At 67.9% G+C, this 15486-nt stretch carries 14 protein-coding genes; 2 read left to right on the top strand and 12 right to left on the bottom strand.

Annotated features, from left to right (window positions below):
• Positions 1–3: 3 nt before the first annotated feature.
• Genes P7L68_RS24780 through P7L68_RS24765 form a run of 4 tightly spaced genes read right to left on the bottom strand, consistent with a single transcriptional unit; the run spans position 4 to position 3751 of the window.
• Positions 4–753 carry a HEAT repeat domain-containing protein gene (locus tag P7L68_RS24780; protein WP_372002481.1) on the bottom strand — a complete coding sequence of 250 codons (750 nt, stop codon included), beginning with the start codon at positions 751–753 and terminating at the stop codon, positions 4–6.
• A complete protein-coding gene (locus tag P7L68_RS24775) occupies positions 750–1250 on the bottom strand; it encodes a MarR family winged helix-turn-helix transcriptional regulator (protein WP_372002480.1) in 501 nt (166 codons plus the stop codon). The genes P7L68_RS24780 and P7L68_RS24775 overlap by 4 nt, the downstream gene beginning before the upstream one ends.
• A gap of 33 nt (positions 1251–1283) precedes the next feature.
• On the bottom strand, positions 1284–2234 hold the full coding sequence (locus P7L68_RS24770) for an alpha/beta fold hydrolase (RefSeq protein WP_372002479.1): 951 nt from the start codon (positions 2232–2234) through the stop codon (positions 1284–1286).
• Positions 2234–3751, bottom strand: a complete 1518-nt coding sequence (locus P7L68_RS24765) for a flavin-containing monooxygenase (protein ID WP_372002478.1) — start codon at positions 3749–3751, stop codon at positions 2234–2236. Before P7L68_RS24765 ends, P7L68_RS24770 begins: the two co-directional genes overlap by 1 nt.
• A gap of 159 nt (positions 3752–3910) precedes the next feature.
• Between P7L68_RS24765 and P7L68_RS24760 the strand changes: the two genes are divergently transcribed.
• The gene (locus P7L68_RS24760) at positions 3911–4576 is read left to right on the top strand and encodes a TetR/AcrR family transcriptional regulator (protein ID WP_372002477.1); all 666 of its coding nucleotides are present in this window, start codon (positions 3911–3913) and stop codon (positions 4574–4576) included.
• Positions 4577–4579: 3 nt separating this feature from the next.
• Here P7L68_RS24760 and P7L68_RS24755 read toward each other — a convergent pair whose 3' ends face one another.
• The 5 genes from P7L68_RS24755 to P7L68_RS24735 all read right to left on the bottom strand — a co-directional run bounded on the left by P7L68_RS24755 (position 4580) and on the right by P7L68_RS24735 (position 11290).
• A complete protein-coding gene (locus P7L68_RS24755; RefSeq protein WP_372002476.1) occupies positions 4580–5005 on the bottom strand; it encodes a YbaN family protein in 426 nt (141 codons plus the stop codon).
• A gap of 208 nt (positions 5006–5213) precedes the next feature.
• Positions 5214–6698, bottom strand: coding sequence for a catalase (locus tag P7L68_RS24750; protein ID WP_372002475.1), 1485 nt, complete (start codon positions 6696–6698; stop codon positions 5214–5216).
• A 140-nt stretch (positions 6699–6838) separates the two neighbouring features.
• Entirely contained in the window at positions 6839–8017 is a 1179-nt protein-coding gene (locus tag P7L68_RS24745; RefSeq protein ID WP_372002474.1) for an FAD-dependent monooxygenase, read from the bottom strand.
• Positions 8014–9258: an MFS transporter gene (locus tag P7L68_RS24740; RefSeq protein ID WP_372002473.1), complete on the bottom strand. Its 1245-nt coding sequence runs from the start codon at positions 9256–9258 to the stop codon at positions 8014–8016. Before P7L68_RS24740 ends, P7L68_RS24745 begins: the two co-directional genes overlap by 4 nt.
• A 4-nt stretch (positions 9259–9262) precedes the next feature.
• Positions 9263–11290, bottom strand: coding sequence for a TonB-dependent receptor (locus P7L68_RS24735; RefSeq protein WP_372002472.1), 2028 nt, complete (start codon positions 11288–11290; stop codon positions 9263–9265).
• Between the two features lie 269 nt (positions 11291–11559).
• Here P7L68_RS24735 and P7L68_RS24730 point away from each other — a divergent pair, with 269 nt between their 5' ends.
• On the top strand, positions 11560–12504 hold the full coding sequence (locus P7L68_RS24730) for a helix-turn-helix transcriptional regulator (protein ID WP_372002471.1): 945 nt from the start codon (positions 11560–11562) through the stop codon (positions 12502–12504).
• Here the strand turns inward: P7L68_RS24730 and dmeF are convergent.
• From dmeF to P7L68_RS24715, 3 genes are all read right to left on the bottom strand, one after another.
• Positions 12449–13477 (bottom strand): CDF family Co(II)/Ni(II) efflux transporter DmeF, encoded by a 1029-nt coding sequence (dmeF, locus tag P7L68_RS24725; RefSeq protein WP_372006956.1) that lies wholly within the window; start codon positions 13475–13477, stop codon positions 12449–12451. The genes P7L68_RS24730 and dmeF overlap by 56 nt on opposite strands.
• A 67-nt stretch (positions 13478–13544) precedes the next feature.
• Positions 13545–14417, bottom strand: coding sequence for a class I SAM-dependent methyltransferase (locus P7L68_RS24720; RefSeq protein ID WP_372002470.1), 873 nt, complete (start codon positions 14415–14417; stop codon positions 13545–13547).
• 115 nt (positions 14418–14532) lie between these two features.
• Positions 14533–15450 (bottom strand): LysR substrate-binding domain-containing protein, encoded by a 918-nt coding sequence (locus tag P7L68_RS24715; protein WP_372002469.1) that lies wholly within the window; start codon positions 15448–15450, stop codon positions 14533–14535.
• Positions 15451–15486 lie beyond the last annotated feature (36 nt).

Here is a 15486-nt window from a genome sequence, read left to right as displayed (position 1 = left end):
GCGTCACGCCCGGATCGAGCGCAGCCCCCGCCGGCAGATCCTGGCCGTGGCCGGTACCGGGCTCTCGGCCTGCCAGCGGCTGATGAGCGCCAGCACCGTCTCCGGCCGGTCCTTGGCGGCATCATTCAGCCAGTTGCCGACGGAATCCTGAACATAGGTTTCGGGATCCGCCTTCAGCGGGTCGAGCAGGGCGAAGCCTGGGGTCGGATCGGTCTTCAGCGGCTTCAGATGGGCACACCAGACCCCGCGCGGCCGGGTCGCCTCGCTCGCGAAGCGGCGCAGGCGCGGCGAGGTCTCGGCCGTCCAGGGCATCAGCGCCGCGATGGCCCCCGGAATATCGGCGGCAATCCGGTCACGGATCGCCAGCCAGGCCCATTCCCTGACGCCGAAATGGCCGTCATCGGCGAAGGGGCGGATGGCCTCGCGCCAGGAGACGTGATCCGCGGGTGCGGTCCTGCCTGCCGCGAAACAGGCCCAGCCCCGCACGGTATCCGACGGATGATCGGTCAGGCGCGGGATCACCCCGGGACTGTAACGGCCGATGATCAGCTCCGCCGCCAGCGCCATGCGCCGGGAGATGCCGAGCGCCGCCGCCGCATCCATCGCCTGCAGCACCTGATCACCGGCATCGGGGAAAACCGACCGCATCAGGATTCCGAAATCGACCGCAAGGCATTCGGCGAGGGTCGTGGCGGCAACCTCTCCGGTATTCAGCGCGGCATGGCGGTCGGGGGAGAGGACCGTCGGCTTCATGATCCGTCCTCGCTGGCAAGGCCTGCTCTCAACTTGCCGAGCAGCCTCACGAGTTCTGCCTGCTCTTCCGCCGAAAGCCCGGCAGTCAGCCCTGCGATCCAGCTGGCATGCTCCTGGAACGCCCTGGCCGTCACGGCTTCGCCGGACTTCGTCAGCATCACCCTGACCCGTCTGCGATCCTCGGGATCAGCCGTGCGTCGGACAAAACCGTCACGCTCCAGCCCGTCGAGCAGGCCGGTGATCGTGCCACGGGTCACGCCGGCCCGATCGGCCAGGACGTGCGGTGCCAGCCCTTCTGTCCGGTCGCGGAGCAGGAAGAGCAGCACAAACCTGCCCTCCGAGAGGCCATGATTGCCGAGCCGGATGGCGCAATCGCGATCGATTGCCCGCGCCGTCGACAGCAGCTCCATGCAGGTCCGGAGCCCGTCGAGCCCGGTGAGGCCTCGCCGTCGGCTCTCGTCGATCAGGGCCTGATATTTGGTGTCCAGTCTTTCCATAAGGCGCCATATAATATGGCACCATATTAAAGGTCAAGCCCGCTGCGTCGCCTTGCGGATCAGGGCCTCGACCGCATCCGGTGCCGTCACCGGCAGCATGTGTCCGCCGTCGATCAGCGTCAGCTGCAGCGCCGGCAGCTTCGCCTGCAGGGCTTCGCCGTGGGCGCGCCAGTCGAGGATCCGGTCGCCGCGGGCGAAGATCATGTGGATGGGCAGGGCGATGTCGGGATAGCGGGCAGCCATGGCAGGCAGGTCGTCATTGGCCGCCACCATGTCGATCGAGGCTGAGCGAAACGCCTTGGGCCTGAGGCCGAGCAGGCCACCGCCGGCGATCGCAAAGTCTGCGGGGATCGGATCGGGGCCGAACACCTCGTCCAGCACCTTGCGGCCGCGGAGGAAGGACATCGGCGTCGCCAGCGTCCAGGCGATCAGGCGGCGCGCGGTATCGGAGCGGATCGCCAGCCCCTTGAAGATGTCGGGGGGCGTCTCCTGGGGATGGGTGAGAGCGGCGATCAGCGCCACGCCCGAAATCGTCTCCGGATGATCCAGCGCCACGCCCAATGCGATCGCGCCGCCGAGCGAATGGCCGACCAGCAGCGGCGGGCGCGGCAGCTTCAGCGCCCGGATGAAATCCGCGATCACGCCGGCCTGGGCCAGCACATTGGCGGGCGCATCATCGGGCCGGGTGGAATGACCCGAACCCGGCCGGTCGACCACGATCACCCGATGATCGCCCCTGAGCCGGCCGAGCAGGCTGTGGGTGAAGTGATGCATCTGGCCGCCGAGGCCGTGAACCATCACCACTGCCGGCCGGTCATCGTCCGGGCCGGTGCCGTCGTCCAGATAGTGCAGGCGATTGCCCCGGATCTCCATGAACCGGCCGCGGGGCGGCAGCGCCTTCTCCACCCGGCTGGCCGTCCAGCCGGTGAACAGGGCGAGCCCGCCGCCGGTCGCAGCCAGCGCGATGATCGTTTGCAGAAGCATCAGCCTGCACCTCCCGCATCTCTGCGCTGCCCGAAGGCAAGGTTGTCGTCGACCACCGAACCGTAGCGCAGTGCGGCCATATCGAGGAGATAGTTCTGATTGAGCCGCCAGGGCTTGCGGTCCCCCTGACGAGGCAGGTCCGCGGCCGCCCGGCGGACATAGCCCGAGGCGAGGTCGATCGCCGGCCGGGTGGCGAGGCCGGGCTCGGGCGGGCGGGGCATGAACCAGTCTGAACCCTTCGCATCCATATGGCGGATCAGCCGGCAGAGATGCAACGCGCTCAGCTCGCATTTCAGCGTCCAGGACGCGTTGGTATAGCCGAGTGCCAGGGCGAAATTGGGCACGCCGCTCAACATCATGCCCTTGTACGAGGTCGTCTCCCCGATCCGTACCGGCCGGCCGTCGACCGAGAGGGTGATATGGGCGAGCAGCTTCATCCGGAGGCCGGTGGCCGCGACCACGATGTCGGCCGCCAGGTCTTCCCCCGAAGTGAGGCGGAGGCCGGTTCCGGTGAAGCGCTCGATGCCGTCGGTGACGACCGAGGCGGTGCCGGCCCGGATCGCCTGGAACAGATCGCCGTCGGGTACCAGGCAGAGCCGCTGATCCCAGGGGTCGTAGGCCGGCGTGAAGTTGCGGTCCTGGTCGGGGCCCAGCTGACGGCGCACGCCGGCCAGGATTTTCGACTTCACCAGCGCTGGCTTCCTGCGGGCGAGGTTGTAGAAATAGATCGACAGCAGCACGTTCTTCCACCGGGCCGCCCGGAAGGCGAGACGTTCCGGAAGATGGCGGCGCAGCCAGCCTGCCGCGGCGTCGCGGGATGGCCGGGCGACGATATAGCTGGGGGAGCGCTGCAGCATGGTGACATGCGCAGCACTTTCCGCCAGCGCCGGCACCAGGGTGACGGCCGTGGCACCGCTGCCGATCACCACCACCCGCTTGTCCCGATGGTCCAGATCCGCCGGCCAGTCCTGGGGATGGATGATGTGGCCGCGAAAATCCGCCATGCCTGGCCAGTCGGGCATATGGCCGGCCGCATAGTCGTAATAGCCGCTGCAGGCATAGAGCACCCGGCAGGTGAAGCGCTGCGGGTGCCGCTCGGGCCCTGCTTCTACGAGCACCTGCCAGCGTGCGGTTACGCTGTCCCAGTCGGCCGAGACCACCCGGTGATTGAACAGGATCCGTCGGTCGATGCCGAATTCCGTGGCCGTATCGCGGACATAGTCGCGGATCGAGGGGCCGTCCGCGAAGACCTTGTCGCCGATCCAGGGGCGGAAGCCAAAGCCCAGCGTGTACATGTCGCTGTCGGAGCGGATGCCGGGGTAGCGGAACAGATCCCAGGTGCCGCCGATCGCGTCACGGGCTTCCAGGATGGCATAATCGATGCCGGGGCAGCGGGTCTGGAGGTGGTAGCCGGCGGCGATGCCCGACAGGCCGGCGCCGATCACCAGGACGTCGACGGCGCGCAGGTCAGAGCTTTCGGCCCCGGCATTGCCGGAGCCGATCGTGGTGGTGTCCATGAACGGGGATCCTCCCTGGCATCGCGGAACGGGCCGGATGTTTCGGGTCGGACCCCACCGGTCTCTCTGATCCGCGACGATGTGCGTGTTACGCTTGCACGAGAGTCAGCCTAAGGTGTTTACCTTAGGCACGTCAACACGTGCTGCAGGAGGGGCCGGATGGCGACGGTGGCGGGGCGCAGGTCGGGAACGCGACAGCGGATCCTGGAGACCTGCCGGGAACTGTTCAACCGGCGGGGGACGGCCGACGTCACCACCGCCGAGATCGCGGCGGCAGTGGGCATCAACGAGGGCAACCTCTATTACCACTTCAAGCGCAAGGAGCAGATCCTCGAGACCCTGTTCGCGGCTTTCGCCGCCGAGCTGCGCGAGGTGGCGGCAGCCGATCTGGCGGAGGGCGAGGCAGAGACCCGGGCGGCGCGGTATTTCCGCGGCTGGTTCGGTCTGATGTGGGAATGGCGGTTCTTCTATCGGGACGCCATGGTCGTCCGCAGACTGGCGCCGGGTTTGCAAGCCGAACTGGAAACGCTGGCGGATGAGGGCCAGGCGGATCTGCGCCGGGCGCTGCGGTCGATGGCGGCAAACGGGCTGATCGTGGCAGATGACGACGAACTGGAGCGGATGATGGTCAACGCCTGGATCGTCGCGACCTATTGGATCGACTATCTGCGTATGCGCCACGGGGTCGGCGACATCACCCGTCGGCATCTCGATTGGGGCGCCTGGCAGCTGATGGGCATCTTCGAGCCTTATCTTACAGCCGAAGGCCGCCGGTTGCTGGCGGCGGCAGGCGGTATGCGGCCCGGGCCGTTTCCCGAGAGCTGAGCATCAGTCTTCCGGACGCAGCACCAGCCAGGTGGCCACGGGAATGAGGATGACCGCGGTCCCCGCCAGCACCATGGCCGGCGCGCCCAGAGCCCAGGAAAACACCAGGCCGGCCGCCATCGCGACGACCGCTGCGATCTTGGCCTTGCGCGACACGATGCCCCGCTCGCGCCAGGCGCGGATCGAGGGGCCGTAGCGCGGATGCTCCAGCAGCCGCCGGGCAAGCTCCGGATCGGCACGCATGAAGCAGGCAACCGCCAGGATCAGGAAAATGGTTGTCGGCATCAGCGGCAGCACGGCGCCAACGGCCCCCAGCCCGACGCAGATCCAGCCGGCAATGCGCAGCAGCCGGGCATGGCGATGCGGCGCAGCCTCCCGGTCGGGCGCGGCCGCCTCTGGCCTGCGCTCGTCGGCCGTGTCGCTCAACATCGGGTCCGGCTCCGTCGTCATGGGTGGAGAGTAGGCCGCACGGCCGGTCGCGGCAACAACCGGCCGTGCGACGATCTCCCGCAGGGATCGGGAGGCAGGCGATCCCTGCGGCCGGCGGCGGACATCCGGGCGGGCACACGGAGGAAACCGCCGCCGCCGCCACCCCCCGGGGCGCAATCGGGGGGCGGGAAGGCAGGTCAGGCAGAGGTTATTCGGCCGCGTCCCTGAGGCTCAGACCCAGCCGTGCGGCGACCCCGGCGCCATAGGCGGGATCGGCTTTGGCGAAATGGCCGATCTGGCGACGCTGGATGTCTTCAGGGACCGGGGCCATGGCACCGGCGATCGCGGTCATCAGGCGGTCGCGTTCAGCCTCGCTCATCAGCCGGAACAGGTTGCCTGCCTGGGTGTAGTCGTCATTGCCGTCGCGATGGCTGTAGCGGTCGGCCGGGCCGTCGAGCGGCAGGGGTGGTTCACCTGCGGTCGGATCCTCTACCGGCCCTCCGAAGCCATTCGGCTCGTAATTGGGCTGCCGGCCGCCATTGTCGTCGAAGCGCATGGCGCCGTCGCGATGGGCGGGATGGGCCTGGACGACCGGCCGGTTCACCGGCAACTGATCGGCATTTACCCCCACCCGGTAGCGATGGGCATCGCCATAGGCGAACAACCGGGCCTGGAGCATGCGGTCGGGCGAGGCGGTGATGCCGGGCACGAGGTTGCCGGGGCTGAAGATCGACTGTTCGATCTCGGCGAAATAGTTCTCAGGGTTCCGGTTCAGCTCGACGATGCCGACCTCGATCAGCGGAAAATCCGCATGAGGCCAGACCTTGGTCAGGTCGAAGGGATCATAGGGCGTCTGCTGTGCCTCGGCTTCGGTCATCACCTGGATCATCATCCGCCAGCGCGGATAGTCGCCACGCTCGATTGCGTCATAGAGATCCGCCTGATGGCTTTCGCGGTCACGGCCGATGATGTCGGCGGATTCGGCATCGGTGATGTTGCGGATGCCCTGCATGGACTTCAGATGGAACTTCACCCAGACCCGCTCACCGGCGGTATTGACCAGGCCGAAAGTGTGGCTGCCGAAGCCGTGCTGGTGACGATAAGTGGCCGGCAGCCCACGATCCGAGAACAGGATCGTCACCTGGTGCAGGCTCTCCGGGCTGCGCGACCAGAAATCCCACATGGCGGTGGGGTTGCGCAGATTGGTCCGCGGGTCGCGCTTCTGAGTGTGGATGAAATCGGGGAATTTCAGCGGATCGCGGATGAAGAAGATCGGCGTGTTGTTGCCGACCAGATCCCAATTGCCTTCGTCGGTGTAGAACTTGACCGCGAAACCGCGCACGTCGCGTTCGGCATCGGCGGCGCCGCGCTCGCCGGCCACGGTCGAAAACCGGATCAGCAGCGGGGTCTTCTTGCCCACTTCCGCGAAGACCTTCGCCTTGCTGTAGCGGGTGACGTCGTTGGTGATGGTCAGCGTGCCGAAGGCGCCGGAGCCCTTGGCATGGACCACGCGCTCCGGGATGCGCTCGCGGTTGAAATGGGCCAGCTTCTCGATCAGGTGGACGTCGTCGAGCGTCACGGGGCCGCGTCGGCCTGCAGTGCGGCTGTACTGATTGCTGACCACCGGCGCGCCGGCAGCGGTGGTCAGGGTCGGCCGGTCGGTCGGTTTCGGATCGTCATAGCGGGTGGTCATGGGGTTCGCCTCCTCACATGCCTCTGGCGCCGGCTTGCTGCCGTCCGCCTTCGCCCATGATCCTGCATCCCCGCTTTTCATAGTGGAAATCGATTTTTGACATCTATTTCATAGTCAATGACTATGAAATGCCGGTTCGCTCAGAACGGCCCCTCTCCCTTCAGATCCCGGGTGAGCTGTCGGGCCAGCAGCCGGGCCGGCATATGGCGCAGCGCGAAATTGCGCAGACGGAAGCCGGCCGGTGTTGCCGGGATGAACAGTCGGGCGAGCTTGCGACTGCGGGTCTGAAGCCGATCGATGACCGGACGTAGCCGGGCTTCGTGTTCCGCCAGGGCCCGTTTCACATCCAGCGGATGACGCAGCAGGCATTCGGCGAGCAGGGCTGCCGAAGTGATTGCCATCCCCGCGCCCTGGCCCGAAAGCAGGGTGAGGCAATGGGCGGCATCGCCAAGCAGCAGCAGCCGGCCTTTGGACCAGTGTGGCAGGACCGTCATGAGCGTGGTGTCGAAATAGAGCCCATCGGCCGGTTCCCGGGCATCGATCGCCGCCAGCACCGCCGGATGGGCACCGGCATAGGCGGCTTTCAGCGCCTGGATCCGCCCGGCCTCGCCCGTTGGCAGGTCGATCCCGGTGCGCCGCCAGGCATAGAGCGTGGCCAGCGAGCCGTCGGCCAGAGTGTAGAACTCGGTCAGGCGGCCCGGTTCGGCATAGGACAGGAAGTCCTGGCCCAGCTTCAGTGTGTCGGGCAGGCGGAAGGCGGCGACGCCATAGCCGAGCGGCTCCAATGCAGCTTCATCCGGTGCGAAATGGCTGCGACGGAGGTCCGAGCGCAACCCTTCGGCGCCGATCACCAGATCCGCGGCGCATGTCGTGCCCGATGCAAGCGTGACCTCGACCGGCCCTTCGCGGCGGTCGTCGATCCCGGTGATCCGGTCATCGAAGCGGATGGTCGCGGAGGCAGGAAGGGCGCCGGCCAGCACGTCTACCAATGCGGTGCGCGACAGGGTGATCCAGTCGATCCCCTGCAGCAGATCGCGATAGCGGAGGCGCAGCACCTCCCGTCCCCGTCCGTCGAGATAGAGATTTTCGTCGATCTCCCGGCCATGGGTTTCGAGGGCGGGGCGCAGGCCCATGCGGGTTGCGGCGGCAAGTCCGGGGCCTGAGAGGCCCAGCATATAGCCGTCGGTGCGCAGATCCGCCGCCCGCTCTACCAGAGTGGTGTGCCAGCCGATGCGGTCGAGCCACCAGGCGGCGGCGAGCCCGGCGATGCCAGCACCGGCGATAACGGCGTGGAGGCGGAAATCGGGGCGCGTGGTCATGCCGGCAGGGTCTCCGGGCGGGCGCCATGCCGGAGCAGGCGGGGGGTCAACAGGGCAGCAGCTGCGGCGGCGCCGGCGGCAAGGGCGAACGTGGCATCGAGGCCGAGAGCGGCTGCGATGAGGCCGCCCGACAGTCCGGCGGCGGCTGCGATCCCGGCATCGGCACATTGCAGCAGGGTGAAGTCCACACCGGCCTGGGATGAGGCGGCCCAGCCCATCATGGCAGTGTAGAGTGCGACGAAACTGGCACCCTGGATCACGGAGAGGGCCAGCAATACGGCCATCACCGGCGGTGCCGGCAGATCGGTGGCAATGACCGCCGCGATGCTGCTGAGCAGCAGGGCCTGGATTCCCACCAGCGGTGCGAGCAGGCGGGCGGGGTCGATCCGACGAAGCGCAATGCCGGCGGCGACGGTGCCGGCAAGGCTGAGTGCCATGCCGCCCGCACCGGTCACCAGGCCGATGGTGGCGAGCGAGACCCCGCGATCGACCAGCAGCGGCCCCGTCAGCCCCATGGCCAGGCGCAGGCCGGCCTGGACGGCGAAAACGATCACCAGGCCGACGCGCACCTCCCGCCGTGCAATGGCCCGACGGAGAGACGGACGGTGCCCGGCCGCTTCCGCGCGATCGATCGCCGGCCGCCCCTCGCGTGTTGCCGCCATCGGCAGGGTCAACAGGGTCATGGCCATGACCATGGCCAGGATCGCGAGCTGCCAGCCGGCATGGTCGAGCAGCACCAGAAAGGCGCCGCCGCCGATCAGCGCGCCCAGATAACCACCGCCGACCTGCATGACGTTGCCGAGCCCGCGCAGCCGTGGGGACAATTGCTCGACCGCATAGGCATCGCAGCCGATATCGACGGTGGCCGTGACCAGGGCCGCGGCCGCGAGCATGGTCAGCATCATGGCGGGCGATGGCGGTGTCTGCCCGGTCGTCAGCAGGGCAATGCTCAGGATGGCCAGGATCTGGCCGCCGAGCACGATCTTCCGGCTGTGCCGCCGGCCGTCGACCGGCCGCCGAAAGCGCTCGACCGCGGGCGCCCAGAGGAATTTGAGCGCCCAGGGCAGCATCAGCAGCGAGACGAGCCCGATCACGTCATAGCCCGCCCCACCGGCTCTCAGGCTGGTCGGCAGGCCCTGGAAGGTGAGCCCGCCGACGATGCTCTGGGTGATATAGATCCCGGCGATGACGGCGAGCACCCTGCCGGGCGGGGTCGGGCCGGACGGAAGAGCGGCAGGCATCGGCTCAGAACCGCCAGCTGCCGGTGATGCCGATGGTGCGGCCGTCACCGATGGTGCTGCGGATGTCGCCGCCGCCGAAATCGAAGCTGGAGGTGCGGTAGACCTCGTCGGTCAGATTGCGGGCGAAGACCCGGATCGCATAGCCGGCATCGAGATCCACCTCCACCGCCGCATCGAGCAGCGCATAGGCGCTTTGCGAGAGGGTGTTGGCTTCGTCGAACCAGCTGCGGGAAACCCAGTCGGCGCCGAGGTCGACCGCCACGGCGCCCGGCACGGTGGTCTGGGGCACGATCCAGCGCAGCCCCGCCCTGAGCGTGGTGTCGGGGGCATAGGGCAACCGCCTGCCGTCATAGGGGCCACCATCGAATTCCGACCGGCCGAGGGTCGCACCGGCACGCAGCGTCAGGTCCGGGGTGGCGCGAAAGGCGGTGTCCACCTCGATGCCATGGCTGGCCGCATCGCCCATATTGCGCAGCACCTGGGCTCCCAGCGGGCCGGTATAGATCTGTTTGTCCGCGGCGGTGATCAGATAGACGGCGGCGTCGATGTCCAGTCGGCCACCGGCCGCTGTGCCGCGCCAGCCGAGTTCGTAATTGGTCGAGGTCTCGCTGTCATAGGGCAGGGCATCGGCGGTGGACGAGACGGCGTGATTGAAGCCGCCGGGCTTGAAGCCCCGGGCAATGGTGGCCCAGACCCTGTGATCCGGCGCAAGCTGCCAGCCGAGCGACAGTTTGGGCGAGATGTCCGAGAAATCGTCCCGGGCCTGGAAGCGGAAATCATAGGGGCCGGAGCCCGGCCGGTCGTAGCGGATCTCCGCTTCCTCCCGCGACCAGCGCAGCCCGCCGGTGAGGTCGAGCACGGGGGTCAGCGCGTAGGTCGCCTCTCCGAACAGGGCATAGGAGCGGGTGTCGACCTCGTTGCGGTCAGGGCCGTAATAGCCTGGATAGCCGGGGGTCGTGCGGGTGAAGCCGGTATCCTGGACGAAGCCGCCCATCACGCCGTCGACCCGCTCGCCGGCCTGGAAGGCCAGGCGCAGTTCCTGCGAAAAGCTGTCCTGGCTCTCGGGCGTGTTCACCGTGATCACACGGGTCATGTCCCGGCTCTGCCAGGATGTCACGCTCGACAGGCGAAGCGCTTCCGAAAGGTCGTAGTCGCCGGCGAGTGCGAGTGTCGTGACTTGCCGGTCGAGCCAGGCCCGGTCGCCCTGGGTGGCGCTGTCATAGCTGCGGTCTTCGACGTTCCTCTCGCGGATATACAGCTCCTCATGGCTCTCCAGCTCTTCCCGGGTGGCGGTGAGCGTGAGGGCGAGCGGGCCGCCGGTCGGCGCATGGCGCAGTTTCAGCCGGGCAAAACGCGAGATGCCCTCGTCGATACCGGTGGCACCCGTTGCGATGTCGTCTACCTGGCCCTGGTCCTGGTTCCAGCGCACCGCCAGTTCGGCCGCCAGCCGGTCCGGCACCAGCGGGCCCGAGATCATCGCTTGGGCGCCGCGCTCGGGAATGCCGAGCGTCACCGCGGCCAGGCCTTCAACCCGGTCTGTCGGCGTCCGGGTGATGACATTGATCACGCCGCCATGGGCATTGCGACCCCAGAGCGTGCCCTGCGGGCCGCGCAGAAGTTCCACCCGCTCCACATTCACCAGTTCCTGGGCGAAGTTCGCCGGGTCCTGGGGAACGCCGTCAACATAGACCTGCACCGACGGGTTGTAGTAGTCCGGCGAGGTGACGCCGCGGATGGTGACGCCGGTATAGGCGCGGTTGCCACGCGCCCGGATCACCAGTCCGGGAAACACCCGGTCGAGCTGATCCAGGCGGGTTACGCCGGCCTGGGCGAGTTCTTCGCCGCTGCGTACCGAGACGGCCGCGTCGACGCTGCCCAGGGCCTGATCGCGCTTGGTGGCGGTGACGGTCAGGGCTTCAAGGCGCTGGACGCTGTCACCCGCCTCATCCGCCGAAAGGGCGGGCAGGGGGGCGGTGACCAGCAGCGGGGCGACGAGGATCGCAGTCCGGCACCGGAACGAGCGCTGGGGCATGGCGGGTGATCCTTGGCGAGATTGGGGCGACGAAACCAGGGCCGATGGCCGGTCGGAGACGGGCTGGTTACAGGTGGCCCGTCATCGCGTGTTCCCGTTCTCACCGCCGCCCGGATCGGTGCCCATCCTGATCGAGTCGGGACTTTCTTGCGAATCATTCTCACTTGCGGAATCATATGCTCTTCCCAGCCACCCGATGCGGAGCCGGAGCATGACGTCGCTGAAGACCTGGGAGGTCGATGAGAATTCAGCTCTCAAGGCCGAGGGGATTGGGGCCATCCCCCCCCTGGTTCGCGGCGCAGGCCAACGAACCGCTCGGCGAGGGCATGGCGGTCAACCGGTTCGATTTCATTGCCGAGACGGAGCAGCGGCTGCGGATTGCCGGTCCGCCGACGCTCTCGATCTCGATGTTCTTCGATGGCGCAGGCAGTCTGTCGATCGATGGCGGGCGGCCGCTGGAGATCCGCCCCGGCACCACGGTGCTTTACCATGCCAATCGGCCGACGGTGGGCGAGGATCTGATTCCCGCCGGCGCCCGTGTGTTCTGCCTGGATTTCCGCTACGAGGCCCGATTGCTGACCGGGCTCGGGCTGGCCGCTCTGCCGGTACTGATCCGCGGGTTTGCCACGGATTGCAGCGTCCGCGACGTGCTGCTGCTGGGGCGGCCGACCTCAACGGCGCTGGAGGCGGTGGGGCGTTCGGTGCTGGCCTGCCGCCTGACCGGAACTGCCCGGCAAGTCTTCCTCAAGGCCAAGGCGCTGGAGGCGCTGGCCTGGCTGATCGCCGAAATCGACGGAGCGCCGCCCGTGGCCACCCTGCCCGTGCCGGCGGAGCGCCGCCGGATCGAGCATGCCGCCCGACTTCTGGTTGAACGGCATGACGAAGCCTGGACCATCCCGCTGTTGGCGCGGACGGTGGGGCTGAACGAGAAGAAACTGAAATCGGGCTTCCGCCTGGTGATCGGGCGGACCGTCCACGGACATCTGGAGGCAGCGCGGCTGGATGCGGCCGCCCGGATGATCGAGGACGGAGCCCGGGTGATCGATGCCGCGGTGGCGGTTGGCTACACCAATCCCAGCCATTTCGCGCGGTTGTTCCGGCGCCGCTTCGGTGCAGCGCCGGCCGACTGGCGCCGGGGCATGCTGATGCCGGATGTCGTCAGGCCGGCGAGTTTGATGCCGGATGAGCAGGCCCGTCTCCGTGACAGCGATTGACCTCTCCGCGGCAGCGATTGACCTCGATGATCGGGTGGTGCAGGTCCGCCCGCTTCGGCAGGCGGGCGCGGTAGTCGTCGGGGCCGGCATCACCATGGGTGACGACCGCGGCAACCATGGTCCAGGCCTGATGGCCCACTGACCAGAGATGCAGGTCCACGACCTGCGAGTCGCCATCGGATTCCAGCGCCCGGGTGATGTCGCGGCGCATCGCCTCTGGCGCCTGACGGTCGAGCAGTACACCGGCCGACTGCCGCCCCAGATCCACCGACCATTTAAGGATGACCGCTGCCGCAAGCATGGCTGCGAGCGGGTCGGCCCAGAGCCATCCGGTGGCCCAGGCAACCCCGATCGCTGCGATGGCCGCAAGGCTGGTCAGGGCGTCGGCCAGAACGTGCAGCAGGGCCGCCCGGGCATTGGTGTCGAGGCCGTGGGCATGCTCATGGGCATGGTCGTGCTCGTGGTCATGGTGGTCGTGATCATGGTCATGTGCATGGTGATGCCCATGCCCGTGTTCATGCCCGTGATGATGGTCGAGCCCCAGCAGCGCCGCCGAGGCCAGATTCACGATCAGCCCGATCACCGCCACCAGGATGGCGTCGCCATAGGCGATCGGCCTGGGGTCGAACAGTCGGGCCACGGCTTCGCCTGCGATCACCAGGGCGGAGACACCAAGCAGCAGCGCGCTGGCGAAGCCTGCAAGCTCGCTGATCTTGCCGCTGCCGAAACTGTAGCGTCGGTCAAGTGCCCGGGCACGGGTGAGCGCATAGGCGAGGGCCGCAAGCCCCAGCGCAAAGGCATGGGTGCCCATGTGCAGCCCGTCGGCAAGCAGCGCCATCGATCCGGTCAGCCAGCCGGCCACCACTTCGGCAATCATGGTGACGATGGTGAGCGCGATGACCGCATGGACCCGGCGTTCGACCGGGCGGCGCACGGTCTGTCCGAAACCGTGTGCCGGTTGCCAGTCTTCAATCGGTCGGCTGTGGATGGCGTGTTGTCTTCCGGTGGTGGGGGCTGGCGCAGAAGCGGGCGGTGCCTGCTCAGAGGGTCGGCGTGAAGCCGCCCAGGATCAAGAGTGGCGCGATGTGCCGGCGCACGAAACCGATCCGTGAGGCCATGGCCAGCACGGGCATCATCCGCGGGAAGGGGTCGGCATAGGTCCAGCTGCGCTCGACCCGGAAGCCCGCAACCCCGGCCGCGAAGTCATCCAGCCCGGCCAGGGTGAGGGCGAAGGGCATCGGAGGGGCGGTATAGCCGGGCGTCACCTTCAGGCCGCGGAGTGTCTTGCGGGAGTACCAGCCGGGGATCGTGTCGAAATAGACCCGTCCGCCTGGCAGCCCCGTGGCAAGTGCCGCCAGCAGCCGTGTCACGGGGCTGCTGTCCGGGGCATACATCAGCAGTCCTGCCGCACTGACGAAGCATGGCCGGTCGGTCCCGATGTCGCTGATCCAGTCTTCGGGGGAGAAGGCCGACGCGGCGATCATCCGGTTGCGTGGATGGGCAGGCAGCAGCCGCTGGCGTAGCGCGATGCCCTCGGGCAGATCCAGCGTTATCCACTCCATGCGGCCGTCATCGACCCGCCAGAGCTGGGTCTCCAGTCCTTCGCCCAGCGACAGCACCCGGATCGGCCGGTCATGGATGGTGGCGAAGTCGCGGATCAACCGGTCGCCCAGCTTCGCCCGGATTGTGTGGGCCGGATGCGGGCGGCCGAAATGTCCGGCGAAATCATAATCGATGCGGGCGAGCACTCCTGCCGCAAGCGGATCGTCGAGCAGTTCCTCCTGCGGCACCCGGCCGGTTCCTGCCAGCCCGACGCGATGCCAGAGCGGCCAGAGCATGGTTTCGGGCACGCCGTCGAGGGAGATGGAGATGCGATGGCCGGTATCGTCGTTGGCGGAGGGGAGGGGCGTCATGAATGCCTCTGCTGGGGATGATCCCGAGGCTGGATGCTCGCATCATATGCAAATAATAATCAATCGCAGATTTTGCCCGGAATCGGGTGGCTGCTCCCGGATCCGGGCCGCGTGATCAGCTGTCGATCGGCCGCACTTCCGGCGGTACGGCGCCCCGACAGACACGAGCCAGGGCCATTGCGTCGGCATCACCGGCCCCGCGCCGCCAGACCAGGCCGATCCGCCGATGCCCGGCATCGCCTTCGACCGGGCGGAAAATCATCCGGCTTTCACCGCCGCGCTGCCAGGCGCGGGCGGCAAGAGCGGGGACCAGGGTTGTGCCGAAGCCGGCGGCGACCAGCTCGCGCAGGGTCTCCAGACTGGCGGCCCGGAAATCGTCGCCGCTCGGGTTGGGGCGGGCGCAGGCGGCGAGCACCTGATCGCGCAGACAATGACCGTCGGAGAGCACGAGCAACCGGGCGGCAGATAGTTCGGCGTCACTGATCGCGGGTGCCCGATCAGATCGGTCATCACCGGCGGTTGCGGGTTCGACGGCGAAGAAGCCTTCGTCGAACAGCGGTACCGCCTGCCGGCCGCGCATCTCGACCGGCAGGGCCACCAGGGCGGCATCCAGCCGGCCGTCGTCGAGCAGCCCCAGCAGATTGTCGGTCAGATCCTCGATCACGACCAGGTCGAGCAGGGGATGTGCCTGTTTGAGCGCCGGCAGCAGCGCCGGCAGCAGATAAGGGCCGAGGGTCGGAATGGCGCCCAGCCGGTACGGCCCTTCCAGCGGCCTGGCGCGATGCCGGGTCAGCCGCAGGATCGCCTGTTGTTCCGCCAGTGCCCGGCGGGCATGGGTCACGATGCGTTCGCCGGCCGCGGTCAGGCGCACACCCTTTCGGCTGCGCTCAACCAGCTCCACCCCCAGATAGTCCTCAAGCTTACGCAGCTGGGCGCTCAGGGTGGGCTGGGCAACGCCGGCCGCGGCGGCAGCCCGGCCGAAATGACCGTGATCTGCGATGGCCACCAGGTATTTGAGTTCGGTGAGGGTCATGGGCGGGGAGGCTCCGTGGCGATCGGGATTGCCTAT

Origin of the sequence: Tistrella mobilis, assembly GCF_041468085.1 — a bacterium.
Classification (GTDB): domain Bacteria; phylum Pseudomonadota; class Alphaproteobacteria; order Tistrellales; family Tistrellaceae; genus Tistrella; species Tistrella mobilis_A.
This window is presented reverse-complemented; position numbering and strand designations above follow the sequence as displayed.